Origin of the sequence: Rahnella sp. GSA61A (genome assembly GCF_019969905.1) — a bacterium.
Taxonomy (GTDB): domain Bacteria; phylum Pseudomonadota; class Gammaproteobacteria; order Enterobacterales; family Enterobacteriaceae; genus Rahnella; species Rahnella aceris.
Map to the genome: position 1 here is coordinate 1 of NZ_JAHXYO010000023.1, position 26,152 is coordinate 26,152.

Below are 26,152 nucleotides of genomic sequence, written 5' to 3' on the forward strand. Positions count from 1 at the left end.
TTTGCCTGGCGGCAGTAGCGCGGTGGTCCCACCTGACCCCATGCCGAACTCAGAAGTGAAACGCCGTAGCGCCGATGGTAGTGTGGGGTCTCCCCATGCGAGAGTAGGGAACTGCCAGGCATCAAATAAGTGGAAAGCCCCGTACGAAAGTGCGGGGATTTTTGCTATGCGGAATTTGGATAATGGCAGAAGATCGAAAACTACTGTTTTTGCTGATTTTCCAGCCACCTGATAACAAATTCTCCAACGTCTTCTATCTTATTTATATTCAAGACGCTAATTGTCGTTGAAATAGTCTCTGATAGACAATCACTAGCCACAGCAACAGCATGAATATCAATTAACTGTTCCAATATTCCCCCTGTTCCTTCCCTGTGCAGCACAATTTTGTCGATCTCTTCATGCTTGAACCCTTCAACGAAGATCATATCCAGTTTATTGCGGTCAAAACGCGTCGCAAGATAGTCTAGGTTTAGATGATCCTGCTCGGGCATTTCTGTCATTAATGCCCATCGGCTGCTGCTGGCAACCATAGTCTGGTCTGCACCCGCTTTACGTAGCTCAAAGCTATCTTTCCCTGGAGTATCTACATCCACATCATGATGTGTATGCTTTATCAGACCGGTTCGTATACCACGTTGACGCAAATAGGGGATAAGCTGCTTCAGCAATGTTGTTTTTCCTGTTCCGCTGTGAGCGACGATCCCAAGCAAGGGAATTTGTTGATTTATCATATGAAAATATCGTGGTGATTAGCTTTCCAATGTGACACATCTTCAGGCGTGTTGAGATTGGAAAACGCTGTGGATTCGTTGAACAATACTGCTTTTGCGTCAATCTGATGAAAGAAAATCATTAATTTCCTGTCGCCATTTGCGAGATAGGTTTCCAGTACTGGAATCAGATTACGGTTCAGCAGACAAAGTGTCGGATGCCCGCGTTCAGGGTCACAGGCAAAAACTGCCCGTTGCCCGGCCGCGTTGGCTAAAAAGGCTTCGGTGAGATTTAACGGAAAGGCTGGTACGTCACAGGGAACGAACAGTACCCACTCGGTTTTACTGGCAGATAATGCGGCAAGCATTCCTGCAAGGGGGCCCTGAAAATCCTGTGTAATGTCAGGGACCGTCTGGAAATTTCGGCCATATCGTTTCGTGTTTCGGTTACAGCTGATGAGAATATCTCCGACTTGTGGGCGTAATCTTTCGGCAATATGTTCAAATAAGGGTTTACCATTAATTTCGACCAGCCCTTTGTCTTCACCCATCCTGCTCGAACGACCACCCGCTAAAATCACGCCGGTAATGTTATCCTGCCCCATAATATTTACCTGTAAAAATGTCTATATTCCGCTCATTGTAACGCCTTACCTTGCGGTCAGGCAGGTTTAACTGTTACCCGGTCAGCTTGTCCTTTCCCTGAAGAAATAACCCTGTTATTTTTAGGGTCTGCAACTACGTTGAAAGGGAATATCATGAAAGAACATCGCGTAAATGAGTTGATCGAACTGCTGCATCCTGCATGGAAAGAAGATTGCGATCTTAACCTGATGGAGTTTATTCAGAAGCTGGCGACAGAATGTGGTTATCAGGGACCTTTGGGAGAACTGAGTGATGACATGTTGATTTATCACCTGAAAATGCGCGGAACTGACAGCACGACTGAAATCCCAGGTTTAAAGAAAGATTATGAGGATGACTTTAAAACTGCACTTTTACGTGCCCGTGGCGTGATTAAAGATTGATGTAAACTTATGTGAACTTCATGCGAACCGCCAAAAATAGATGATACTATTTCCCATTGTCACTTTTCTGTGCGGCTAACCCGAATGAAGTTATGAACAATTCTGCTTTTAATTTTCAGGCATTGTCGCCGGATCTTATCCTTGATGCGTTAGAGAGTATCGGTCTGATTGCTGAGTCCGGCCTCACTGCCTTAAACAGCTATGAGAATCGTGTCTACCAGTTTCTGGGAGAAGACAGAAAACGTTATGTAGTGAAGTTCTACCGGCCGGAGCGCTGGAGTGAAGAACAAATCCACGAAGAGCACCAGTTTTCTCGTGATATGGCTGATGCTGAAATCCCTGCTGTTGCCCCTCTTTCTATTAATAAAGATACACTTCATCACTACCAGGGTTATATGTTCACCGTGTTTCCAAGCGTCGGTGGCCGTCAGTATGAAATAGATAATCTCGATCAGCTGGAATGGGTGGGGCGATTCCTCGGGCGTATCCATCAGGTTGGCAGTGAAAGTCTCTTCACCGCACGCCCGACAATTGGCCTCGATGAATACCTTTCCCGACCACGTGATGTCCTGGCGCAGTGTCCTCTGATCCCCAAAAGCCTGCGAGAGCCTTTTTTAACTGCGACAGATAAACTGATCACGACGACCCGGGAATTCTGGCATACCGACTGGCAGCCTTTGCGCTTACATGGGGATTGCCATCCGGGGAATATTCTCTGGCGAGATGGCCCGCTGTTTGTGGATATGGATGATGCCCGTAATGGTCCGGCAATCCAGGATCTCTGGATGTTGTTACATGGCGACCAAAGTGAGCAAAGGCTTCAGTTAGATATCTTGCTGGAAGCTTATGGAGAGTTTGCTGATTTAGATACAAGTGAACTGTCTTTGATGGAGCCGCTGCGTGCTATGCGCATGGTTTATTATCTGGCCTGGGTCGCCCGTCGCTGGGACGATCCTGCATTTCCTAAGAGCTTCCCCTGGATGCAGGACGAAGATTTTTGGCGTGGTCAGATAGCGGCTTTCACTGAGCAAATTAAGAAATTACAGGCACCTCCTTTACGGCTGATGCCAATGTATTGAGTCACGATTAACGTTCAAGTTTAATTAAATGGAGATAGGCTTTATATGAAAAAGATATTCCTGGCACTGGTTGGTATGGTTATGGCCTTCAGTGTATCTGCAGCGCAATTTTCTGATGGCGCGCAATACGTTACTTTAGATAAAACCGTAGCTAATGAGCCACAGGTACTCGAGTTTTTCTCATTTTATTGCCCGCACTGCTACCAGTTTGAACAAGTCTGGCATGTCTCTGACAGCATCCGTAAGAACCTGCCAAAAGATGTGAAATACACTAAATACCACGTTGAGTTCCTAGGTCCGTTAGGTAAGCAACTAACTCAGGCATGGGCTGTGGCTATTGCTCTGGGTGTTGAAGAAAAAGTCAGCCCGCTGATGTTTGATGCTGTGCAGAAACAGCAGTCGGTACAAAATGCTGATGATATCCGTAAAGTCTTTATTCAGGCGGGTGTTAAGGGAGAAGATTATGATGCCGCACTTAACAGCTTCGTCGTGAAATCACTGGTTGTTCAGCAGGAAAAAGCCGCTGCTGATTTGGGTCTGCAAGGCGTCCCTTCTGTATTTGTGAATGGGAAATACATGGTTAAAAATGACGGACTTGATACCAGCTCAATGGATATGTATGTCAAACAATATTCTGATGTGATCAATTTCTTAGCGACCAAAAAATAAGAATTCTTGATCTCGGCGCCAGCTTTCGGGCTGGCGTTATATTTTCTGAAAAAAATAACAACCAAAATGAGTACCCTATGAAATATAAATAATTTATGCCCGGAATGTTTCCTGTAAATATTACTATCCACAATAGCTATTAAGCTTCTATTACACGACTATTTCATAAAAAAACCGATAACCTGATGAAACCAGTAGTTAAAATTCTGGAGTATTTTCCGGATATGATCAGATAATAATTTACTATAAAAACTATTCACAAAGTTATCCACAGGATGATCCTTCGAGATCCCTCGCAACTTCGCAATGAATTTCCCTCTCAAGGTTCGTCTTTCCCGCTGGCTATGGCATCCTTAGAGCATGTCTGATCACGAATAAAGAAGAGTTATGGCCCAGATAGCAGAAAACCCCTTAATCCTGGTAGACGGTTCGTCTTACCTTTATCGCGCCTATCATGCGTTTCCTCCGCTGACCAACTCTGCGGGTGAACCGACCGGTGCGATGTACGGTGTGCTTAACATGTTGCGCAGTTTATTGCTGCAATACACACCAAGCCATGTCGCTGTGGTTTTTGACGCGAAAGGCAAAACCTTCCGTGACGAACTTTTCGAACAGTACAAATCTCACCGTCCTCCGATGCCGGATGACCTGCGCTCTCAAATTGAGCCTCTTCACCAAATGGTCAAAGCAATGGGGTTGCCTTTGCTGGTGGTCTCTGGTGTAGAAGCGGACGACGTAATCGGTACGCTGGCACTCGAAGCTGAACAGGCGGGTCATGCTGTTCTGATCAGCACCGGTGATAAAGATATGGCGCAGCTCGTGACACCGGGCGTGACATTAATTAATACCATGAACAACGCGATTCTGGGGCCAGATGAAGTTGTCGAGAAGTACGGTGTTCCGCCTTCGCTGATCATCGATTTCCTCGCCCTGATGGGCGACTCCTCGGACAATATTCCAGGCGTGCCGGGCGTGGGGGAGAAAACCGCACAAGCCTTGTTACAAGGCATTGGTGGTCTTGATGCGTTGTATGCCGATCTTGATAAAGTATCGACACTCAGTTTCCGCGGCGCCAAAACCATGGCCGCCAAACTCGCTGATAATAAAGACGTCGCCTATCTCTCTTATCAGCTGGCGACCATTAAAACTGACGTGAAGCTGGATTTAACCTGTGCAGAGCTGACGGTTTCTGAACCTGATGCTGATGAACTGCACAAGCTTTTTGGTCGCTATGAATTCAAACGCTGGCTGGCTGATGTTGAATCCGGTACCTGGCTGAGCGGTAAAAAATCAGCAGGTAAAGCGCCGGCAGCAGCGAAGAAAAGCGCACAGGCTGAAGACACAACTTCAGCAGCAGTGATCGAACCTAACCAGCTTTCTCAGGACGGTTACGTCACCATTTTGGATCAGGCGACGCTGGATGAATGGATCGGTTATCTGAAAGGCTCTGAGGTGTTTGCATTCGATACAGAAACGGATGGTCTGGATACGCTGACCGCCAATCTGATTGGCTTATCTTTTGCTACAGAAGCAGGTAAAGCAGCCTATTTACCGGTTGCTCATGATTATCTGGATGCGCCGGTACAGTTGGATCGTGATGAAGTATTGAAACAGCTCAAGCCGATACTCGAAGATGAAAAGCAGCTGAAAGTGGGTCAGAACCTGAAATTCGACCGCGGCGTGTTACTGCGTTATGACATCGAATTAAAAGGCATTGCCTTTGATACCATGCTCGAGTCCTATGTGCTCGACAGCGTATCTGGCCGCCATGATATGGACAGCCTGGCCGATCGCTATCTCGGCCATAAGACCGTCAGTTTTGAAGAGATCGCAGGTAAAGGCAAGAACCAGCTGACCTTCAACCAAATCGCGCTGGAGCAAGCGGCGCCCTATGCGGCAGAAGATGCTGATGTCACATTACAATTGCATCAGGCACTGTGGCCTCGGATTGCGGAAAGCGAATCCCTGAAGACTGTTTTCACGGATATCGAAATGCCGCTGGTACCTGTGCTGTCTCATATCGAGCGCACTGGCGTTCTGATTGATCAGAATATCCTCGCCGCCCACTCAAAAGAACTGGCTATCCGTCTGAATGAGCTGGAAAACAAGGCACATGAACTGGCAGAAGAACCTTTCAACCTGTCTTCGACCAAACAATTGCAGGCCATTCTGTATGAAAAACAGAAATTACCGATTCTGAAGAAAACGCCGGGTGGCGCGCCATCGACTAATGAAGAAGTTCTGGCTGAGCTGGCTCTGGATTACCCGCTGCCAAAAGTCATTCTTGAATATCGTGGTCTGGCAAAACTGAAATCGACCTATACCGATAAACTGCCATTGATGATCAATCCGCAGTCCGGACGTGTGCACACGTCTTATCATCAGGCAGTGACTGCCACCGGGCGTCTATCTTCCAGTGATCCAAACCTGCAAAATATTCCGGTGCGTAATGACGAAGGTCGCCGCATCCGTCAGGCGTTTATCGCGCCGAAAGACTACATTATTCTCGCTGCCGACTACTCGCAGATTGAACTGCGTATCATGGCGCATTTATCTAAGGATGAAGGTTTGCTGAAAGCGTTCGCCGAGGGGAAAGATATCCACCGCGCGACTGCCGCAGAAGTCTTCGGTACGCCGCTGGAGAAAGTATCCGGTGAGCAACGCCGCAGTGCGAAAGCGATTAACTTCGGCCTGATTTATGGCATGAGCGCCTTTGGTCTGTCGCGCCAGCTAAATATTCCGCGCAAAGAATCCCAGCGTTATATGGATTTGTACTTTGAGCGCTATCCGGGCGTGCTGGAATACATGGAACGCACCCGCACTCAGGCGTCTGAGCAGGGTTACGTTGAAACGCTGGATGGTCGCCGTCTGTATCTGCCAGACATTAAGTCCAGTAACGCCATGCGCCGTAAAGGTGCGGAGCGTGCAGCGATCAACGCCCCGATGCAAGGAACGGCTGCGGATATTATCAAGCGTGCGATGATAAACGTCGCTGACTGGCTGAAACAACCGGATGCGCCGCGTGCCCGCATTATCATGCAAGTACACGATGAACTGGTGTTTGAAGTGCATAAAGATGATGTGGAAGTGGCAAGCGAAAAAATCCGCAATCTTATGGAAGCAAGCATGACGCTGGCCGTTCCACTGAAAGTAGATGTGGGCACTGGCGAAAACTGGGATCAGGCTCACTAAGTGAATAGTTATTAAGCTTTTTTTGTAATTAAGCTACAGGATTATGTGCTCATACCATGCGAGTGATCGCATAATCCGCGATTTTTGTGTAAGTAAACTACAAAAAGTTCTTTTTCCCCGTCAGAAAATAGGGTAAAGTTTCTCTCGTAGGGTACAGAGGTAAGATGTTCTATCTTTCAGACCTTTTACTTCACGTAATCGGATTTGGCTGAATATTTTAGCCGCCCCAGGCATTTATGTCTGGGGCGTTTTTTATTGGATTTTTCATAGCGTTATACCCATAAAAAAGGGCAACCTTGCGGTCACCCCTTTCTGTTCTTTACTTACATTTCCCCGTTCCCGGGGCGCTACTATTCGCCTTCGTTAGAAAGCTCTTCTTCCTGCACTTCCGGCGGGATTTCGCTGAACCAGGTGTTCAGTTTGTCACTCAGTTTATCCACGCCCATTTTCTTCGGTGAGGAAAATGCCTCTACCTGAATATCACCCATGAATTCTTTCACCGCTTCACGGACCATTTTTATCTGCGCCTGACGTGCGCCTGAAGCCAGTTTGTCGGCTTTAGTCAGCAGCAACATGACCGGCGTACCCACATCAACTGCCCACTGAATCATTTGTTGATCGAGATCTTTAAGCGGATGGCGGATATCCATCAACACAACCAGACCTTTGAGGGAGTTACGCATTTGCAGATATTCGCCCAGCGCGCGCTGCCATTTGCGCTTCATTTCTTCCGGTACTTCCGCGTAGCCATAACCCGGCAAGTCGACCAGGCGGATGCCCGGCTTCACTTCGAACAGGTTGATGAGCTGAGTACGGCCAGGCGTTTTACTGGTACGTGCGAGGCTTTTCTGCTGTGTCAGGGTATTCAGCGCACTGGATTTGCCGGCGTTTGAACGACCAGCAAATGCGACTTCAATGCCTGCGTCAGATGGCAAATGCCGGATATCCGGGGCGCTCATGACGAAATGGGTCATATGATAGTTGTAAGTTTGGCTGGTCAAAGCGTGCGTCTCCGTGAGGCATGAGTATCTGGCTGGCGATTATAACTGCAACACAGCCGAGATGCGTTCGTGTTTTTAAAATCCGAATGATGAGGCGAAGGGACCACAGAGATGAAGGCGGGGGAAATTGCCTTCATGATGTAAGACATTTGCTATTCATGATGCGGGTTATTTCGCTTGTTTTGTCGCCGAATTTTTTAATGTTATTCAATTTCAATAAGATAAAATTGATGTCGTTATGAAATCGACAAGACGGCTGGCGGGTATCTTGAGCCTTTGTGCCAGTCGGGTAAAGTATTTCTTACGCGGTGAAGGCGAGCAGGGAAACAAGGACGATTATTGCATTCACGGATCACGGGAAATGCATCGCGATTTAAGGATGAACGGAGCCGGAGGCTCTGAAAGGCAAAGGAAAAACCGGGACGTTGATGCTATACAGGGAAAGTATTTGATGAATATCCTTCTGAGGAAGGAAAGAAAAAGGCAGCAAGGTTACCTTGCTGCCTTTTTTCTTTGCCCGCTTTCTGCTAGATTCCGGCGCAAATCTATACTAAATGTACACACCTAAGAGCAGATGCCATGAAACAGCCAGCGAAAGCACCGCGCGCCAATACCGCGACAGCTAAAACGAAGAAGAAAAGTCGTGTCGAGCTTGATATCGAAGCGCGCGAACGCAAGCGTGACAACAAGCGCCGTGGCCATAAAGCAGGCTCACGCGCCAATCCGGATGCGGCCCAGAACCAAAGCGGCGCGGGCACGAAAAAAGCCGATCCGCGTATCGGTAGCAAAAAAGCCGTGCCTTTGATCGTTGAGACCGTTACGAACAATGCAGCGAAAGCTAAAAAAGCCGCACAGCCGAAGCAAGATGCAAAACCTAAGATGACACCGGAAGAAGAACTGACGTTACTCGAAAATGATGAGCGTCTGGATTCTTTGCTGGATCTCATCGACGATGGCAAAGCATTAAGCGCAGAAGATCAGGCTTATGTTGATCAGACACTTGATCGCATCGACGTTCTGATGGAAATCCTCGGCATCGAACTCGGCGAAGATGAAGATGACGAAGAAGAAGAGAAAAACGAAGACATGATGCAGTTGCTCAAGCGCGGAAATCCAAAAGAAGGTTTCTAAGCTATGCGCTGGGTCATCCCGGCAATAGCCTTACTCTTTGCATGTTATCTGCTTTGGTTATTCGGTAAACTACGCCGGTTATCGAAAACCAAAGCACGTTTGCGCAGAGCGACCTTTGCACGGCAGGCTCAAAGCCTGCCTGTAAAGCGAACCGGTCGCATCCGACGCCGGAAGGAGTGAGTACCCCATGTCAGAACAGACTACCGTCTGGGATTTAGCGCTGATCCAGAAATACAATTATTCGGGTCCGCGATACACATCCTATCCAACAGCACTTGAGTTCAGTGAACGCTACGATAATACCGCTTTCGAAAATGCGGCTGCCCGTTATCCGGCACGCTCGCTCTCATTGTACGTGCACATTCCTTTCTGCCATAAGCTCTGCTACTTCTGCGGCTGCAATAAACTGGTGACCCGCCAGCAGCATAAAGCCGAAGAATATCTCAACGTGCTTGAAAAAGAGATCAGTCACCGTGCACCGCTCTTTAAAGGTCGTCAGGTCAGTCAGCTGCATTGGGGCGGTGGTACTCCGACTTACCTCGATAAAGCGCAGATAAGCCGTCTGATGGGCCTTCTGCGGGCACACTTTGATATCCTGCCCGACGCAGAAATGTCACTGGAGGTAGATCCACGTGAAATTGAGCTTGATGTGCTTGACCATCTGCGCAGCGAAGGCTTTAACCGCCTGAGTATGGGGGTCCAGGATTTCAACAAAGAAGTGCAGCTTCTGGTTAACCGTGAGCAGGATGAAGATTTCATCTTTGCCCTCATTGCACGCGCCCGGGCGCTGGGTTTCAACTCGACTAATATCGATCTGATTTACGGTCTGCCGAAACAGACGGCAGAAAGTTTTGCTTACACGCTGCAGCGTGTGGCAGAGCTCAACCCTGATCGTCTGAGTGTGTTCAATTATGCGCACATGCCAAAATTGTTCGCCGCTCAGCGCAAAATCAAAGATGCTGATTTGCCTGGTGCGGAAGAGAAATTGAAAATTTTGCAGGAAACCATCGCTTCACTGACCGGTTTCGGCTATCGCTTTATCGGGATGGATCACTTTGCTCGCCCTGATGACGAACTGGCGATCGCCCAGCGCGAAGGCAAATTGCACCGCAATTTCCAGGGCTACACCACGCAGGGCGACAGTGATTTGCTGGGAATGGGCGTTTCGGCCATCAGCATGCTCGGCGATACCTACGCGCAGAACGAAAAAGATATCAAAACCTATTACGCTCATGTGGAAGCGCAGGGACATGCCTTATGGCGCGGTCTGGAAATGACGAATGATGACTGCCTTCGTCGCGATGTCATTAAATCTCTGATCTGCCATTTTGAGCTGAATTTTGCTGATATCGAACAGCGTTACGACATTCGTTTTACCGATTATTTTGCTGATGATCTGGCACTGCTGAAGCCGCTGGCTGAAGACGGGCTGGTTGAGGTGAGTGGCACGCATATTCAGGTGACACCGCGCGGGCGTTTGCTGATCCGTAATATCTGTATGTGCTTTGATATTTATCTGCGACGTCAGGTGCGCCAGCAACAATTCTCCCGCGTTATCTGACAGTCTGCTCTGCAAATAAAAACAGCCGCATAAGCGGCTGTTTTGCTGTCTGGTGCGAGGACTTTTATTCCATGCCCAGTTCTTTCAGTTTGCGGGTCAGGGTATTTCGCCCCCAGCCCAGCAACCGTGCCGCTTCCTGTTTATGTCCCTGTGTATGGCGCAGCGCCGTGGTCAGTAATGTACGTTCCATTTCAGGTTGCGCTTCTGACAGCAGGTTTTGATGACCGGAACGCAGCGCACGGTCTGCCCATTGTGCCAGCAATGTCGCCCAACTGTCTGGCAGACTCTGACCACCGGTTTCAGGGGCCGAGGTCTCAAACAGTTCGCTGGGTAAATCCTGAATCAGCACTTCCTGACCCGCCGCCATGACGGTGAGCCAGCGGCAGGTGTTTTCCAGCTGGCGCACATTGCCCTGCCATGGCAATCGCGTCAGTGCCGTTTCTGTTTCCGGATGCAGGTTTTTTGCTTCCACACCCAGCTCTTTAGCCGCGACTTGCAGGAAGTAACGCGCCAGACGCGGGATGTCTTCACGACGTTCACGCAGCGGCGGCAGATGGACGCGGATAACGTTCAGGCGGTGGAATAAATCCTCGCGGAATTTCCCTTCCTGAACCCGTAGCTCCAGATTCTGGTGAGTCGCAGCGATAATACGCACGTCCACTTTCACCGGCGCATAACCGCCAACACGATAGAACTGGCCATCTGCCAGCACGCGAAGCAGACGGGTTTGCACATCAAGCGGCATATCCCCGATTTCATCGAGGAACAGCGTGCCGTTATCGGCTTGTTCAAAACGTCCCTGACGGACGGTGTTGGCGCCGGTAAACGCCCCTTTCTCGTGGCCGAATAATTCGGACTCAATCAGGTCTTTCGGGATAGCAGCCATATTCAGCGCGATAAAGGGCGCTTTGGCGCGCGGGCTGTGGCGGTGTAAGGCGTGAGCGACCAGCTCTTTACCTGTACCGGATTCCCCATTAATCAGCACACTGATTGAAGAACGGGACAAACGGCCGATGATGCGAAATACGTCCTGCATAGCGGGCGCTTCACCGATAATGTCTGCGGTCGGGCCACTCGCAGGCTGGCTGCGTGCCGGTTGCTGTTGTTCCTGATAATGACTGATGGCTCGTTCAACCAGTGCCACGGCTTCATCAATGTCGAACGGTTTTGGCAGATAATCAAACGCACCTTGCTGATAGGCGCTGACTGCAGCATCCAGATCGGAGTGTGCTGTCATTATGATGACCGGAAGCATCGGGTGACGTTGTTTAATCTGCTTTAACAGCGCTAAACCGTCCATCCCGGGCATACGGATATCTGATAACAAAACGTCAGGGGTTTGAGTCGCAATGGCATCAAGCACTTCATTGCCGCTGTCAAACGTGGTGCACGTTAAACCGGCTCCAGTGAGCGCACGTTCAAGTACCCAGCGGATGGAGCTATCGTCATCGACGATCCAGACTATCCCTCGTTGCATAAGAACCTCACTGGCGAATAGGCAGGAATACCGAGAATTCGGTATGTCCTGGCCAACTGTTAAATTCAACTTTACCCGAATGCTGATCAATCAAACTGCGCGCGATGGACAGGCCCAAACCGGTGCCCCCTTCGCGGCCACTGACCATGGGGTAAAAAAGGGTGTCCTGCAAATGCGCCGGTACGCCGGGGCCATCATCTTCAATATCGATACGGGCCACCAGACGATAACGCACGCCGTGTAACGTAATCTGGAAAGCAGTACGCGTGCGTAATGTAATTGTGCCGCCTTCCTCCCCCAGCGCCTGTAATGCGTTGCGGGTGATGTTTAACAAAATCTGTTCTATCTGATCGGGGTCGTGCGCCAGTTCAGGCAGGCTCGGATCATAGTCCCGCACCAGCTGAACGTTATCCGGCTTCTCCATCGAGACCAGTTGGCAAACCCGTTCCGCAACCTGGTGAATACTTTGTGTCACATGCTGGCTCGGACGTTGCGGGCCCAGCAATCTGTCGACCAGATTACGCAGACGGTCAGCCTGCTCAATAATGACTTTCGTATATTCCAGCAAGGCCGGATCGGGCAGCGCTCTGGATAATAATTGTGCTGCGCCACGCAACCCGCCGAGCGGATTCTTGATTTCATGTGCCAGACCGCGGATCAAATCACGCGCAGCAACCTGTTGAGCGTGCTGTAATTGTTCCTGGCTCAGGCGGCGCTGATTATCCATCGGCGCCAGTTCCACCAGAATGAAACCTTCTGGCAGCATCTGTGCGGTCAGCGACAACACATGCGCGCGGCCGTCTACGACCAGCGTCACTTCACTGTCTGTAAAGCCTTGTCCGGCTGTCAGACTTTCACGCATTAATTCGATGTTCAGCGAAAAATATCCCACCAGTTCTGGCAAAGGGGTGCCAAAAAGCTTTCGGGAACTTTGCGCCAGTAACTGCTGAGCTGCCGGATTGGCATAATGCACAGCCAATTCGTCGTCTAACAGCAGAACGCTGTTGATTAAGGAATTCAGGATCTGCCCAGCATCGGGCAGTTTGCCAGTTGCCATACCGCAGTCTCCCGCACCTGATTGGTGCATTTTATCTCGCTACCCGGTGAAATCACGGGTCAGAGGGGTTGAGCAGGAAAGAGTGTGGAGAAAAAAGCCCATCCGGAGATGGGCTGAAAGTTTCCACGGCAACAAATATAAATCGTCTTACTTAATTTTGACGCTGAAGGGTTTGTGAACACAGGCCTTCAGTCGGGTATTACCCTCAGCGCCAGCCCGAAGACGAGCGCTGAGTCCGGTTTAATCGAAAAATTAAACGCTGTAGTAAAGTTCGAACTCAACCGGATGCGGAGTCATGCGCACGCGGTCCATTTCTTCTTTACGCAGACCGATATAAGCATCGATAGCGTCGTCAGTGAACACGCCACCACGGGTCAGGAACTCGCGGTCTTCGTTCAGTGCGTTCAGGGCTTCTTCCAGTGAACCTGCAACTTTTGGAATTTCTGCTTCTTCTTCCGGTGGCAGGTCATACAGGTTTTTGTCCATCGCATCGCCAGGGTGGATCTTGTTGATGATACCGTCCAGGCCAGCCATCATCAGTGCAGCAAACGCCAGGTATGGGTTAGCCGCTGGATCAGGGAAACGTGCTTCGATACGCATCGCTTTAGGCGTTGATACGTGTGGAATACGGATGGATGCAGAACGGTTACGCGCAGAGTAAGCCAGCATTACTGGCGCTTCGTAGCCCGGGACCAGACGCTTGTAGGAGTTGGTGGTCGGGTTAGCGTAGGCGTTGATTGCTTTAGCGTGCTTAATGATACCGCCGATGTAGAACAGTGCCATTTCAGACAGGCCGCCGTATTTGTCGCCAGCGAACAGGTTGTTACCGTTCTTGGACAGAGACATGTGGCAGTGCATACCTGAACCGTTATCGCCAAACATTGGTTTTGGCATGAAGGTCGCAGTTTTGCCAAATGCGTGAGCCACGTTGTGAACCACGTATTTGTAGATTTGGATTTCGTCAGCTTTTTTAGTCAGGGTGTTGAAGCGGGTTGCCACTTCGTTCTGACCAGCGGTTGCCACTTCGTGGTGGTGAGCTTCAACAACCAGACCCATTTCTTCCATGGTCAGACACATGGTAGAACGCAGATCCTGAGAGGAGTCGACCGGAGGAACCGGGAAGTAACCGCCTTTTACTGCAGGACGGTGGCCTTTGTTGCCGCCTTCGTATTTGGTGCTTGAGTTCCATGCGCCTTCGATATCATCGATAGCGACGTGAGAACCGGAGATGCTGCTGCCGAAGCGCACATCATCAAACAGGAAGAATTCTGGCTCTGGCCCGAACAGAACGGTGTCCGCGATACCGGAAGAGCGCAGGAAATCTTCTGCACGTTTTGCGGTAGAACGTGGGTCGCGGTCATAACCTTGCAGCGTGGTTGGCTCAAGGATGTCGCAACGAATGATCAGGGTAGTTTCTTCGTAGAATGGGTCAAGAACAGCAGTGCTCGCATCTGGCATCAAGACCATGTCAGATTCGTTAATGCCTTTCCAGCCACCGATTGAAGAGCCGTCAAACATTTTGCCTTCTTCGAAGAAGTCAGCGCTAACCTGGTGCGCAGGAATGGTGACGTGCTGTTCTTTGCCTTTGGTATCAGTGAAGCGTAAATCTACGAATTTCACTTCATGCTCATTCAGCATCGTCAAAACGTGTTCAGCGGACATACTAGTTCTCCCGAATTTCTCATTATCGTCGTGGAACGAATAACCATTTTTGGTCTTTAGTTGGAAATAACAGCCTTACTGGAACTGGCGTGTAGACTGAACAGCGCTATTATTTGTCTGGTCAGGCTCTTCACCCTGTAAAAAATTTTTTACCCTAAAAAACTTTTACTCTAAAAACTATTAGCGAAAACTGTGCCAACTTTGAGAAAATGCAAACAACGCCATTTTACAGGGCTTTTGCACTCGACAAGTATGCACCATAACGGAATTCCCGCACTAAAATGGTGCTAACTGTGAGAGTGAAAGCACTACAATGGTGCGTCATAATGGTTCAGTGGTCTTTTTGCACCGTGAAAGGGATCACAAAGTAGCCATCCATAAGTTGTTTCAACAAGATCCTTGTGATCTTGTTTAGAACCTCGCTTAATACGTGTACAATAGCGCGCTATTTCTAATGCCTGAGGCAAAGCTGTGATCGAAAATTTGCGTAACATCGCCATTATTGCCCACGTTGACCATGGTAAAACCACCCTGGTCGACAAGCTGCTGCAACAATCCGGTACTTTCGGAGAGCGTGTAGAAGCCACTGAACGCGTAATGGACTCCAACGATTTGGAGAAAGAGCGTGGGATTACCATCCTCGCAAAAAACACCGCCATTAATTGGAAAGACTACCGCATCAACATCGTGGATACCCCAGGACACGCCGACTTCGGCGGTGAGGTAGAGCGTGTGATGTCAATGGTCGACTCGGTGCTGCTGGTTGTGGATGCAATGGATGGCCCAATGCCGCAAACCCGTTTCGTGACCAAAAAAGCCTTCGCTAATGGTCTGAAACCGATCGTGGTAATCAACAAGGTTGACCGCCCTGGCGCGCGTCCTGACTGGGTTGTCGATCAGGTCTTCGACCTGTTTGTAAACCTGGACGCAACCGACGAACAACTCGATTTCCCAATCATCTATGCATCAGCATTGATGGGTATCGCGGGTAACGACCATAACGATATGGCCGAAGACATGACCCCGCTGTACCAGGCGATCGTTGACCACGTATCTCCGCCACAAGTTGAGATGGAAGCACCGTTCCAGATGCAAATCTCTCAGCTGGACTACAACAACTATGTTGGCGTCATCGGCATCGGCCGCATCAAACGCGGTACCGTTAAGCCTAACCAGCAAATCACTGTCATCGACAGCGAAGGCAAAACCCGCAACGGTAAAGTCGGTAAAGTTCTGACCCACATGGGTCTTGAGCGTATCGAAGCCACCGTTGCTGAAGCGGGCGACATCATCGCAATCACCGGCCTGGGCGAACTGAACATTTCCGACACAATCTGTGATCCGGCGAATGTTGAAGCTCTGCCTGCGCTGAGCGTTGATGAACCAACAGTAACCATGTACTTCAACGTAAACACCTCTCCGTTCTGTGGTAAAGAAGGTAAGTATGTGACTTCACGTCAGATCCTTGACCGTCTGAACAAAGAGCTGGTGCACAACGTTGCATTGCGTGTTGAAGAAACTGAAGATGCTGATGCATTCCGTGTTTCAGGCCGTGGTGAACTTCACCTGTCGGTTCTGATCGAAAATATGCGTCGTGAAGGTTTCGAGCTGGCGGTTTCCCGTCCTAAAGTAATCAACCGTAAAATCGATGGCCGCATGCAAGAGCCATTCGAGAACGTGACACTGGATATCGAAGAGCAACACCAGGGTTCTGTTATGCAGGCCATGGGTGAGCGTAAAGGCGATGTCAAAGACATGATCCCAGACGGCAAAGGTCGTATCCGTCTTGATTACCTGATCCCTGCACGTGGCCTGATCGGCTTCCGTACCGAATTCATGACCATGACTTCCGGTACCGGTCTGCTGTACTCCACGTTCAGCCACTACGATGACGTTCGTCCGGGCGAAATCGGCCAGCGTCAGAACGGCGTGCTGATCTCCAACGGTCAGGGTAAAGCGGTTGCGTTCGCACTGTTCAGCTTGCAAGACCGCGGTAAATTGTTCCTGGGTCACGGCGCAGAAGTGTATGAAGGCCAGATTATCGGTATTCACTCACGTTCTAACGACCTGACCGTGAACTGCTTGACCGGTAAGAAACTGACTAACATGCGTGCGTCCGGTACTGACGAAGCAACGACTCTGGTTCCTGCTATCAAAATGTCTCTGGAGCAAGCTCTGGAATTCATCGATGATGACGAACTGGTCGAAGTGACTCCTCTGTCTGTGCGTATCCGTAAACGTCACCTGACCGAGAACGATCGTAAACGTGCAATGCGTGGTCCTAAAGAAGGTTAATCTTCTTTAACGTTTGCCGTTACACAGAAACAGGGTGCCTTCGGGTACCCTGTTTTTTTTATGTTTTTTTCTCCTCCGTTCGTTACGCCCCGTCGCGTTGCCCCTGTTCACTTGTACGTTTTACCGCTAAAGTTAACTGTCATCTTTGAAATCAGGAGCGTGCAATGCTGTACATTTTTGATATGGGAAACGTCATTATTGATATTGATTTCAAACGAGTGCTTGGGGTGTGGAGCCATCTGAGTGGCACCCCGCTGGCGACGCTGACCGAGCGGTTTTCAATGGGCGAGGTGTTCCAGAAACACGAGCGTGGTGAAATCAGCGACGAACAGTTTGCTGCCGATTTATGTCATGAAATGGGTATCGCACTAAGCTTTGAACAATTCAGTGCGGGCTGGCATGCGGTGTTTGTTGGTCTGCGTCCTGAGGTCATTGCCCTGTTTCAGAAACTGCGCGAAGAAGGTCATCGTGTCGTCGTGCTTTCTAATACCAACCGCTTACATCTGGATTTCTGGCCTCACCATTATCCTGAAATCGAAGCCAATACCGACGCGATGTACCTCTCGCAAAATTTGGGTATGCGCAAACCGGAGCCCGAAATTTTCCGGCATGTTCTGGAGAAAGAAGGATTCACCGCCGATCAGGCCGTGTTCTTTGATGATGTTGCTGAAAATATCGAAGCCGCCCGGAATGCTGGCATTGAGGCTGTATGGGTAGAAGATAACCAGACGGTACCGAAATACTTTTCCTGAAGGATGTAAGGATGCAGAAAAGGGCACTGAGCCACTACCTAAAATCGTTGTGGAAATTTACGCGCCTGCTTTTAAAGCGTTCGGATAAAGATGGCCTGACGCTTCTGGCGGGCCATCTGGCCTATGTCTCTTTGCTATCGCTCGTGCCACTGATCGCCGTGGTATTTTCACTTTTTGCATTATTCCCTGTTTTTTCAGAAATCAGCATGCAGCTGAAAACATTCATTTTTTCCAATTTCATGCCCGCGACCGGTAATACTATCCAGCGCTATCTGGAACAGTTTGTTGCCAACTCCAGCAAAATGACGGCCGTGGGCACCTGTGGATTAATCGTCACCGCGCTACTTCTGATAGCCTCGGTAGACAGCGTGCTGAACAAAATCTGGGACAGCAAAACCACGCGTCCGATTGTGTTTTCTTTCGCTGTGTACTGGATGGTGTTAACGCTCGGGCCAATTCTGCTGGTGGCCAGCGTGGCTGTCAGCTCATATCTGCTCTCCCTGAACTGGCTGAACATCAGCGGTGTGCATTCGGTGATCGACCACGCGCTGCGCATTCTGCCCTTGCTGATCTCCTGGGTGACATTCTGGCTGCTCTATCAGGTAGTCCCGACGGTCAGAGTGCCGGCAAAAGATGCCCTGATCGGCGCACTGGTCTCCGGCGTATTATTCGAGTTGAGTAAAAAAATCTTCACCTTATACATTCAGCTTTTCCCGTCATATCAGTTGATTTACGGTGTACTGGCGGTGATCCCCATTTTATTTCTCTGGGTCTATGTCAGCTGGTGTATCGTTCTTCTTGGGGCGGAAATTACCGTCACGCTGGGCGAGTACCGTTCTCTAAGAAAATTGCAGTCTGCTCAACATAGGGCAGAAGAATAATCAGTCCGAAGGATTTGTATGATTGCGTTAATTCAGCGGGTATTGAATGCCAGCGTTACGATCGATGGCGAAATCTGTGGCCAGATAGGACCGGGGTTACTGGTTTTACTGGGCGTTGAACAGGGCGATGACGAACAAAAAGCCAAACGCCTTTGTGAACGGGTGATCGGGTACCGAATCTTCGGTGACGAAAATGACAAGATGAATCTGAACGTGCAGCAGGCCGGTGGCAGCCTGCTGGTGGTGTCGCAGTTCACGCTGGCGGCGGACACACAAAAAGGCATGCGTCCTGGGTTCTCGCGCGGGGCTGAGCCACAGGAAGCGGATCGGTTATATCAGTATTTTTGCGGGCAGTGCCGGGAAAAGGGCATTGCTACCGAAACCGGACGCTTTGCAGCGGATATGAAAGTGGCACTGGTGAACGACGGGCCGGTGACCTTCTGGCTACAAGTCTGATCCATAAGGCATAACGCCGGAGAGAAAGCATCTATGTATCATCTGAGAGTACCGACGACCGAAAAAGAACTGGCCGCCTATTACCGATTCCGTTGGGAAATGCTGCGTAAACCGTTGCATCAGCCGGAGGGTTCAGAGCGTGATGCCTACGATTCCATCGCACATCACCAGATGGTAGTTGATGAGGAGGGCGAACCGGTGGCGGTTGGCCGTTTATACATCAATGCCGATAATGAAGCCTCTATCCGCTTTCTGGCGGTTGATCCAAATGTACAAGACAAAGGGCTGGGAACGCTGGTCGCGATGACCCTGGAGTCTGTGGCGCGTCAGGAAGGGGTGAAACGAGTGGTCTGTAGCGCCCGCGAAGATGCCGTGGATTTCTTTGCCAAACTGGGCTTTGTGAATCAGGGCGAAATCACCACGCCGCAAACAACCCCGGTTCGCCACTTCCTGATGATAAAACCCATCGAAACGCTGGATGATATTCTGCATCGCCCTGACTGGTGCGGTCAGCTTCAGCAGGCCTGGTATGACCACATCCCGCTCAGTGAAAAAATGGGCGTGCGTATCAGTCAGTACACCGGCCAGCGATTTGTCACCACGATGCCGGAAACGGGCAACCAGAATCCGCACCATACATTGTTCGCTGGCAGTTTGTTTTCGCTGGCAACGCTGACCGGCTGGGGGCTGATCTGGCTGCTGCTGCGTGAGCGCCATCTGGGCGGCACCATTGTGCTGGCGGATGCGCATATCCGTTACAGCATGCCGGTGACCGGCAGGCCGCGTGCCGTTGCCGACCTGGGCTCTGTCCGCGGTGATCTCGACCGTCTGGCTCGCGGGCGGAAAGCACGCGTGCAACTCGAAGTGAATTTATACGGCGATGAGACAGACGGCGCGGTGTTTGAAGGCACCTATCTGGTATTGCCCGCCGCGCCCGGCGCACCGCTGGAGCCTGAAATTAACTGATTGGTTTCTACCCAAAATAAAAGGCACCGCCATTGCGGTGCCTTTTGCATTTTTGGTGATGCCTGGATTAAGGAGTAGCAGATGCTGGCGTACCGGAAACCAACCCGTTTACCATTCTCTGGTCAATTGTCTGGCTGCCGTTTATCTGCAATGTCCCGCTGAGCGTGGGTTTGTAATCCACGTTTGCCGGCATCTGTCCTTGCAGATTCAGCTGCATATTAGCGTTACCTTCCAGCGCCACATGTGGCCATCCCCAGTTTTCCAGCTGATTCGCCGGTACTGAGCGGGCGGTCATCTTCACAGAGAAATGACGCTGCGGCTGCTGATCAACCGTCGCACTGGCTTCCAGCAATCCTTCTTTGGTAAAGGCGCTCAGCTCAGAAATATTCACCTGACGGTCGTTCGCCTCCAGGGTGATGGAAGGACGGCGCACGTCATTGCGGTTAAATGTGGCTTCACTTGCATTCAGATTCAGCTTACCGCTCCAGATCCCCCACTGATGATTACGCGCCAGCAACAGGTTATTGCCGAGGCCATCAAGTGCAGTCAGCTGGAAGGGGAACTGCGGATTGATATCAATAATCAGGTTCCGGTTAGCAATGAACCGGCTGATAAAGACTTCAGACAGCGAATCCGGCAGTGCCTGATTCCAGAGTTGTTTCCAGTTTTCCGGCAAGGTGTATTCCAGCCCCGCAACAGACACTTCATCAAGCTGAAGGCGTTTGTTGGCGCGCAGCCAGTTGCCGGTCGTGCGCAATAAACTGCGCTCCCAGCGCGCCGTAGCTTGTTTGATCGCAATGCCCTGCGGCGAAAGGTCGAGGCTGATGATCGGATCCTGAATATGCAGGTTTCCATCAATCATATCCGTCGCATTCAGGGTGATTTCGCCGTCATCACTTTGCCAGTCGCCTTTTTCGAGCGTCAGATCCTGCACGGACAAATCAACGTCGCTGAATGCCCAGTCTGTTCCCTGCAAACGCGCGTCGATCAGATCAAGTCGCTGAATAGTCACTTTTGGCAGGGTCTGGAAGTCGTCGAAGAAAGCAGAAAGCGGTTTGGAGGTTTGCAGACGCACATTGCTCAGCCGCAGGTTTTCTATGTTCCAGCTGCCATCGGCGGCCTGCGTCGCTTTACCCGTTAACTGACCGCGAGCCAGATCGCCGCCAAAATTACTCAGCGTCAGATTCTTATTATTGATGTTGCCCTGAATCAGCACATTTTCGGCCGGCAGTCCGTTGACCGTCAGGCTGGCGGCGCTCAGCTGGAAGTCTGCCTTATCGCCTAAAAGCTGATTGGGTTTTGGCTGCCACGGCGAAATACCGGCGTTAATCTGCTGACCCTGAATGTCTAAGCCAGCGGTATTGCCGGTGAGCGCCATTTTACTCAGTTGCAGGGTATTGGCCTGCAATGGCAAATTCATTGACGAAGGACTGACATTGAGGCGTCCGCTGACCAGCACGACGCGATCGAAAAAGCGTGGCTCGGTGATCTGACGCCAGCTTAAATCCAGATCAACTTCACCGGCATTCAGCACTTCCGGCTGATTCTTCTGCCCGAAGATGACATTGGTTAACGTCACCCGACCCGGCGACGACCAGTTATGGTCGAGTTTCTCCACGGAGAGACGGTACTCGCTGTTATTGCTGACCCAGCGGCTGACCCAGCCAGCAGCCCAGCGGGTTTGTAATAGGACGTACACCAGCACGATCGCCAGCACCAGAAGTAAGGCGAACGTCAGCAAAATTTTACCGATAAATCTCATCGTCTGGAGCCCTGTAACGGGAAAATGGAAAAAGATTCTTTGTTTATGCCGCAAACAGCGAATTTTCTCAACAGGTTAGCCAAATGGAGGCAATAAAAAGCGGCAGAGGTTCCAGACCCTCTGCCGCTGTTGCACGCGGATTACATCCTGCTTTTACTTCTCGTGAGGGAAAACCAGATTCAGAACAATCGCAGTAATGCCGCCCGCTGCAATGCCAGAAGAGAGAAGGGTTTTCAGCCAGTCCGGTGCGAATTGCAGGATCAGCGGCTGCTGAGAAACACCCATACCGACGGCGAGAGAAAGCGCCATGATCATAATCGCGCGGCGATTCAGACGCTCGCGGGAAACAATGCGCACACCCGAAGCGGCAATGGTACCGAACATCACGATGGTCGCGCCGCCCAGTACCGGTTCAGGAATATGCTGCACAAATCCCGCAACAGCCGGGAACAGCCCGAGGATGATCAGCATCAGCGCGACCACAAAACCGACATAGCGGCTGGCAACGCCGGTCAGTTGAATGACGCCGTTGTTCTGCCCGAAGCAGGAATTCGGGAAGGTGTTAAATACAGCAGAAAGCATCGAGTTCAGGCCATTGGCCAGAACGCCGCCTTTGATGCGCTTCATGTACAGCGGGCCGCTGACCGGTTGCTCAGAAACGTCCGAGGTTGCGGTAATATCACCGATGGTTTCCAGCGATGTCACCATGAAAATCAGCATCAGCGGGATCAGCAAATTCCAGTCAAAACCCAGTCCGTAATACAGCGGCGTTGGTAATGTTATCCAGTTGCTTTGCGCGGCTGGCGCAACGGTTGGCAACATGCCCGTCATCCAGGCCACCAGATAACCCACCGCCATGGCGATAACCAGAGAGGCGACACGCAGGTAAGGGTTACGTTGACGGTTCAGCAGAACAATCACTACCAGCACGACGGCAGCCAGCAGCAGATTTTTCGGTGCCCCGAATGTGTGATCGCTCATGGCCGCATAACCGCCGCCGATAGACGTCAGACCGACCTGAATCAGCGACAGCCCGATAATCATCACCACGATGCCGGAAACCAGCGGCGTAATGATGCGGCGTGCGAGATGCAGGAAACGGGAAAGAATGATTTCAGTGCAGGAAGCCAGCATCAGGGTGCCGAACAGCGCCGCCATCATGGTCGGCACATCCGCACCGCCATTTTTCAGCGCCATTCCGCCCATGATCAGCGGCGCAACAAAGTTAAAGCTGGTGCCCTGAATCGACAGTAAACCCGAGCCGACCGGTCCCCAGGTTTTAATCTGCAAAATAGAAGCCAGGCCGGAGGCGAACAGCGACATGCTGATGATGTGCTGCGTGTCCTGCGCAGGCAAACCCAGCGCCTGGCAAATCAGTAGTGCTGGTGTGATTACCGCAACAAACATCGCCAGCAAATGCTGACAGGCGGCGAATAACGTTTGAGGTAATGGCGGGCGGTCCTCGAGCCGGTAAATCAGTTCACTTTTTTGCTGGCGGGAAAGATCGGGTTGCTGTGTTTCTTGTTCTGCGGTTTGCGAACTCATGCTGTGGCATTCCAATAAGCGGCAAAGCGGGCATTTTTATTGAAATTAACGACAAAAGCAATCGTTTGCTAATGGCAATATTCCTCGACTGGTTTTGGATTGGACGGGATTTATGGCCTGTTTTTCTTGCCTGACGCAGCTTGAATGACTTCTAATTCAGCTTCTGGGAAAAAACATGTCAGTGAAGTTTTTATAACTCGATAATTTTATTGGATTTATTTTAAAATGGAGTTCGTCAATGATTCAACTCGATACCTACGGCACCCTGGTTGCCGCCACGTTGGTGCTCCTTTTAGGACGGAAATGCGTCCAGTCGGTCAAATTCCTCAAAAAATACACCATTCCTGAACCCGTTGCCGGTGGTTTGCTGGTCGCTTTATTGTTACTGATCGCCAACCAGATATTCGGCTGGGAAGTCGGTTTCGACATGTCTTTAAAAGAGCCACTGATGCTGGCATTTTTTGCCACGATCGGTCTTAACGCCAATCTGGCAAGTCTGCGGGCAGGCGGTAAATCGCTGTTTCTGCTGGTGTTTGTCGTCGTGGGCTTACTGCTTTTGCAAAATGCCATCGGTATCGGAATGGCGAAAATGCTCGGGCTGGATCCGCTGATGGGGTTGCTGGCGGGGTCGATTACCCTTTCAGGTGGCCACGGCACCGGCGCGGCATGGAGCAAGCTGTTTATCGAGCGTTATGGCTTTGAAAATGCGACGGAAGTCGCGATGGCTTGCGCAACTTTTGGTCTGGTGCTCGGCGGTATTATTGGGGGGCCGGTAGCGCGCTATCTGGTCAGCCATTCTTCCACCCCCAACGGAAACCCCGAGGATATGGTCGATCCGAGCGCATTTGAGAAACCGTCGATTGGCAGGATGATCACGCCACTGGTGATGGTTGAAACCATTGCCCTGATCGCGATTTGCCTGATGGCAGGGACATATGCCGCCAGTCTGTTGCAAGGCTCGGCATTTGAAATCCCAACCTTTGTCTGCGTGCTCTTCGTTGGTGTGATCCTGAGTAATATGCTGGCATGGCTCGGTTTTTATCGTGTCTTCGACCGTGCGGTATCCGTGCTGGGTAACGTCAGTTTGTCACTGTTCCTTGCCATGGCATTGATGAGCCTTAAGTTGTGGGAGATGGCGGCACTCGCCTTGCCGATGATGGCAATTCTTATCGTTCAAGCCCTCGCAATGGCACTTTATGCGATTTTCGTGACTTATCGCGTGATGGGGAAAAACTACGATGCGGCGGTGTTGGCGGCAGGACACTGTGGTTTCGGGCTGGGTGCCACCCCGACGGCCATTGCCAATATGCAGGCGATCACCAACCAGTTTGGCCCTTCGCATCTGGCGTTTCTGGTGGTGCCGATGGTGGGCGCATTCTTCATCGATATCGCCAATGCGATTGTGATTAAACTCTACCTGATGCTGCCTGTATTCCCGGCTATAAGCTAAAAAAACAGGCACAGAAACATCGCTTCTGTGCCTGACGATTCCTTCCCGTCGGGTTTATTGTGCCGCGTCCGCCTTCTCAGTGAACACCTGTTCGGCCTCAGCGGCTTTTTCCTGCGTCAGTAACTGCTTCTCGTAGACTTTGAAGAATGGATAATAAATTACCATCGACAGTGCCATCAGCAGGATAACCAGAACCGACACTTTGAAATCCCAGCCCATCGCCCAGGCCGCCCCGATCGGTGCCGGCGATGTCCAGGGGACCAGTGAAATCATATGCGGGAGCAGATCCGTCGATACGGCCAGATAGGCGATAACGGCATTGACCATCGGTGCCAGCAGGAAGGGGATGAAAAATACCGGATTCATGACGATAGGTGTGCCAAAAATCACCGGCTCATTGATATTGAAACAGCTTGGCACCAGACTGAGTTTCCCCATGGTGCGCAGATGCGCTGACTTACTGCGACAAAACAGCAGCACCAGTCCCATTGTCGCGCCGGACCCGCCAATCACGATCAGGAAATTCCAGAATGCCTCGGTCATGATGTGCGTCATGGGTAAACCGGCAGCGAGATCTGTCTGATTCAGGCCGAGATTGGTTAACCAAAAAGCCTGCAACATGCCAGATACAATGGCCGAGCCATGAATGCCGGCGAACCACAACAGGTGGCAAATCAGCACGGCGAGAAGTACAGCAGGCAGTGAGTCTGCGGCAGAAATCAGGGGTTCGAACAGCGCCATAATCGCCTGTGGCAGCAACATATCAAACCCTGACTGGACCAGTAAGCTCAGCGGGAAAAGTGTAATCACCACGGCCACAATCGGGATCAGTAAATCAAACGAATGCTTAATGTTTGAAGGTACCTGTTCGGGTAAACGGATACCGATATTGTATTTTTTCAATAACCGCGTCAGTTCGGTGACATAAATCGCCACCAGAATAGCCGTAAAGATCCCCACGCCGCCCAGCGCCGTCGTCGACATCTTTTCATCAATCTGCGGTGCGGCGACCAGCAGGAAAGACATCAGCGCCAGCATTGCGGTCATGAACGGGTCTAGCTTGTAACTTCTTGCCAGATTGTAGGCAATCGATGCCGAGATGTAGATGGACATAATGCCCATCGTCATATTGAACGGCGTCAGGATCTGCACTTCATATTTTGCCGAGAGCGCCAGCCAGCTTCTGGCGAAGCCCCATGAAGATTCGGGCGAAAATGGCGGGTGAACAAAAACCAGTAAAAACGAACCAACAATCATAAAGGGCATTGCTGAGATGAAGCCATCACGCACTGCCATGACATGTCGCTGTGAGGATAATCGTGCGGCGAAGGGGCTGATTTTCTGTTCTATAAAAGTGAAGAGGGATTGGCTGATACTCATGATGATTTGGCCTTATGTTGAGGACATCAGACAGGGTTGCCTTAATTATCATCAGTGTAGTGACGGGATGTGAAACCGGTTACCGGCTTTTCCCC

21 protein-coding genes and 1 rRNA gene are annotated in these 26,152 nt (G+C 50.7%); 13 read left to right on the top strand and 9 right to left on the bottom strand.

What is annotated here, in order from left to right:
* Positions 1 to 4: 4 nt before the first annotated feature.
* Positions 5 to 120: ribosomal RNA gene (gene rrf, locus LC431_RS22000) — 5S ribosomal RNA — on the top strand.
* An 80-nt stretch (positions 121 to 200) separates the two neighbouring features.
* Here the strand turns inward: rrf and mobB are convergent.
* On the bottom strand, positions 201 to 734 hold the full coding sequence (gene mobB / locus LC431_RS22005) for a molybdopterin-guanine dinucleotide biosynthesis protein MobB (RefSeq protein ID WP_013577663.1): 534 nt from the start codon (positions 732 to 734) through the stop codon (positions 201 to 203).
* The gene (mobA, locus tag LC431_RS22010) at positions 731 to 1,318 is read right to left on the bottom strand and encodes a molybdenum cofactor guanylyltransferase MobA (protein ID WP_013577662.1); all 588 of its coding nucleotides are present in this window, start codon (positions 1,316 to 1,318) and stop codon (positions 731 to 733) included. The genes mobB and mobA overlap by 4 nt, the downstream gene beginning before the upstream one ends.
* 153 nt (positions 1,319 to 1,471) lie before the next feature.
* Between mobA and LC431_RS22015 the strand changes: the two genes are divergently transcribed.
* From LC431_RS22015 to polA, 4 genes are all read left to right on the top strand, one after another.
* Positions 1,472 to 1,741 (top strand): YihD family protein, encoded by a 270-nt coding sequence (locus LC431_RS22015; protein WP_013577661.1) that lies wholly within the window; start codon positions 1,472 to 1,474, stop codon positions 1,739 to 1,741.
* A 92-nt stretch (positions 1,742 to 1,833) separates the two neighbouring features.
* Positions 1,834 to 2,820, top strand: coding sequence for a serine/threonine protein kinase (locus LC431_RS22020; RefSeq protein WP_037035574.1), 987 nt, complete (start codon positions 1,834 to 1,836; stop codon positions 2,818 to 2,820).
* Positions 2,821 to 2,865: 45 nt separating this feature from the next.
* Positions 2,866 to 3,489, top strand: coding sequence for a thiol:disulfide interchange protein DsbA (dsbA, locus tag LC431_RS22025; RefSeq protein ID WP_013577659.1), 624 nt, complete (start codon positions 2,866 to 2,868; stop codon positions 3,487 to 3,489).
* Between the two features lie 387 nt (positions 3,490 to 3,876).
* A complete protein-coding gene (polA, locus tag LC431_RS22030; protein WP_217243656.1) occupies positions 3,877 to 6,681 on the top strand; it encodes a DNA polymerase I in 2,805 nt (934 codons plus the stop codon).
* Between the two features lie 350 nt (positions 6,682 to 7,031).
* Here polA and yihA read toward each other — a convergent pair whose 3' ends face one another.
* The gene (yihA, locus tag LC431_RS22035; protein ID WP_013577657.1) at positions 7,032 to 7,682 is read right to left on the bottom strand and encodes a ribosome biogenesis GTP-binding protein YihA/YsxC; all 651 of its coding nucleotides are present in this window, start codon (positions 7,680 to 7,682) and stop codon (positions 7,032 to 7,034) included.
* Between the two features lie 579 nt (positions 7,683 to 8,261).
* On the opposite strand from yihA, the gene yihI reads away from it, so the two are divergent.
* Both yihI and hemN read left to right on the top strand, forming a co-directional pair.
* Positions 8,262 to 8,813: a Der GTPase-activating protein YihI gene (gene yihI / locus LC431_RS22040; RefSeq protein ID WP_119262207.1), complete on the top strand. Its 552-nt coding sequence runs from the start codon at positions 8,262 to 8,264 to the stop codon at positions 8,811 to 8,813.
* 187 nt (positions 8,814 to 9,000) lie between these two features.
* Entirely contained in the window at positions 9,001 to 10,374 is a 1,374-nt protein-coding gene (gene hemN / locus LC431_RS22045; RefSeq protein WP_013577655.1) for an oxygen-independent coproporphyrinogen III oxidase, read from the top strand.
* Positions 10,375 to 10,438: 64 nt separating this feature from the next.
* Here hemN and glnG read toward each other — a convergent pair whose 3' ends face one another.
* The 3 genes from glnG to glnA form a co-directional block, all read right to left on the bottom strand.
* Positions 10,439 to 11,851 (bottom strand): nitrogen regulation protein NR(I), encoded by a 1,413-nt coding sequence (glnG, locus tag LC431_RS22050; RefSeq protein WP_013577654.1) that lies wholly within the window; start codon positions 11,849 to 11,851, stop codon positions 10,439 to 10,441.
* A gap of 7 nt (positions 11,852 to 11,858) precedes the next feature.
* Positions 11,859 to 12,908 carry a nitrogen regulation protein NR(II) gene (glnL, locus tag LC431_RS22055; protein ID WP_013577653.1) on the bottom strand — a complete coding sequence of 350 codons (1,050 nt, stop codon included), beginning with the start codon at positions 12,906 to 12,908 and terminating at the stop codon, positions 11,859 to 11,861.
* A gap of 252 nt (positions 12,909 to 13,160) precedes the next feature.
* Positions 13,161 to 14,570 carry a glutamate--ammonia ligase gene (gene glnA / locus LC431_RS22060; protein ID WP_013577652.1) on the bottom strand — a complete coding sequence of 470 codons (1,410 nt, stop codon included), beginning with the start codon at positions 14,568 to 14,570 and terminating at the stop codon, positions 13,161 to 13,163.
* 471 nt (positions 14,571 to 15,041) lie between these two features.
* Between glnA and typA the strand changes: the two genes are divergently transcribed.
* The 5 genes from typA (at position 15,042) to fabY (ending at position 19,920) form a co-directional block, all read left to right on the top strand.
* Positions 15,042 to 16,865: a ribosome-dependent GTPase TypA gene (typA, locus tag LC431_RS22065; protein ID WP_013577651.1), complete on the top strand. Its 1,824-nt coding sequence runs from the start codon at positions 15,042 to 15,044 to the stop codon at positions 16,863 to 16,865.
* 164 nt (positions 16,866 to 17,029) lie between these two features.
* Entirely contained in the window at positions 17,030 to 17,617 is a 588-nt protein-coding gene (gene yihX / locus LC431_RS22070; RefSeq protein WP_013577650.1) for a glucose-1-phosphatase, read from the top strand.
* An 11-nt stretch (positions 17,618 to 17,628) separates the two neighbouring features.
* Positions 17,629 to 18,498, top strand: a complete 870-nt coding sequence (locus LC431_RS22075) for a virulence factor BrkB family protein (protein WP_013577649.1) — start codon at positions 17,629 to 17,631, stop codon at positions 18,496 to 18,498.
* An 18-nt stretch (positions 18,499 to 18,516) separates the two neighbouring features.
* Positions 18,517 to 18,954, top strand: coding sequence for a D-aminoacyl-tRNA deacylase (gene dtd, locus LC431_RS22080; RefSeq protein ID WP_015699247.1), 438 nt, complete (start codon positions 18,517 to 18,519; stop codon positions 18,952 to 18,954).
* A gap of 33 nt (positions 18,955 to 18,987) precedes the next feature.
* Positions 18,988 to 19,920 (top strand): fatty acid biosynthesis protein FabY, encoded by a 933-nt coding sequence (gene fabY, locus LC431_RS22085; protein WP_013577647.1) that lies wholly within the window; start codon positions 18,988 to 18,990, stop codon positions 19,918 to 19,920.
* A gap of 67 nt (positions 19,921 to 19,987) precedes the next feature.
* Here the strand turns inward: fabY and LC431_RS22090 are convergent, their stop codons facing one another.
* Together LC431_RS22090 and LC431_RS22095 are read right to left on the bottom strand one after the other, a co-directional pair.
* Entirely contained in the window at positions 19,988 to 21,682 is a 1,695-nt protein-coding gene (locus LC431_RS22090) for an AsmA family protein (RefSeq protein ID WP_112197357.1), read from the bottom strand.
* Positions 21,683 to 21,835: 153 nt separating this feature from the next.
* Positions 21,836 to 23,227 (bottom strand): NCS2 family protein, encoded by a 1,392-nt coding sequence (locus LC431_RS22095; protein ID WP_013577645.1) that lies wholly within the window; start codon positions 23,225 to 23,227, stop codon positions 21,836 to 21,838.
* A gap of 238 nt (positions 23,228 to 23,465) precedes the next feature.
* Between LC431_RS22095 and gltS the strand changes: the two genes are divergently transcribed.
* Positions 23,466 to 24,677 (top strand): sodium/glutamate symporter, encoded by a 1,212-nt coding sequence (gltS, locus tag LC431_RS22100; RefSeq protein WP_013577644.1) that lies wholly within the window; start codon positions 23,466 to 23,468, stop codon positions 24,675 to 24,677.
* Positions 24,678 to 24,731: 54 nt separating this feature from the next.
* On the opposite strand, the gene LC431_RS22105 is transcribed toward gltS, so the two are convergent.
* On the bottom strand, positions 24,732 to 26,057 hold the full coding sequence (locus LC431_RS22105) for a PTS cellobiose transporter subunit IIC (RefSeq protein WP_013577643.1): 1,326 nt from the start codon (positions 26,055 to 26,057) through the stop codon (positions 24,732 to 24,734).
* Between the last annotated feature and the right edge of the window lie 95 nt (positions 26,058 to 26,152).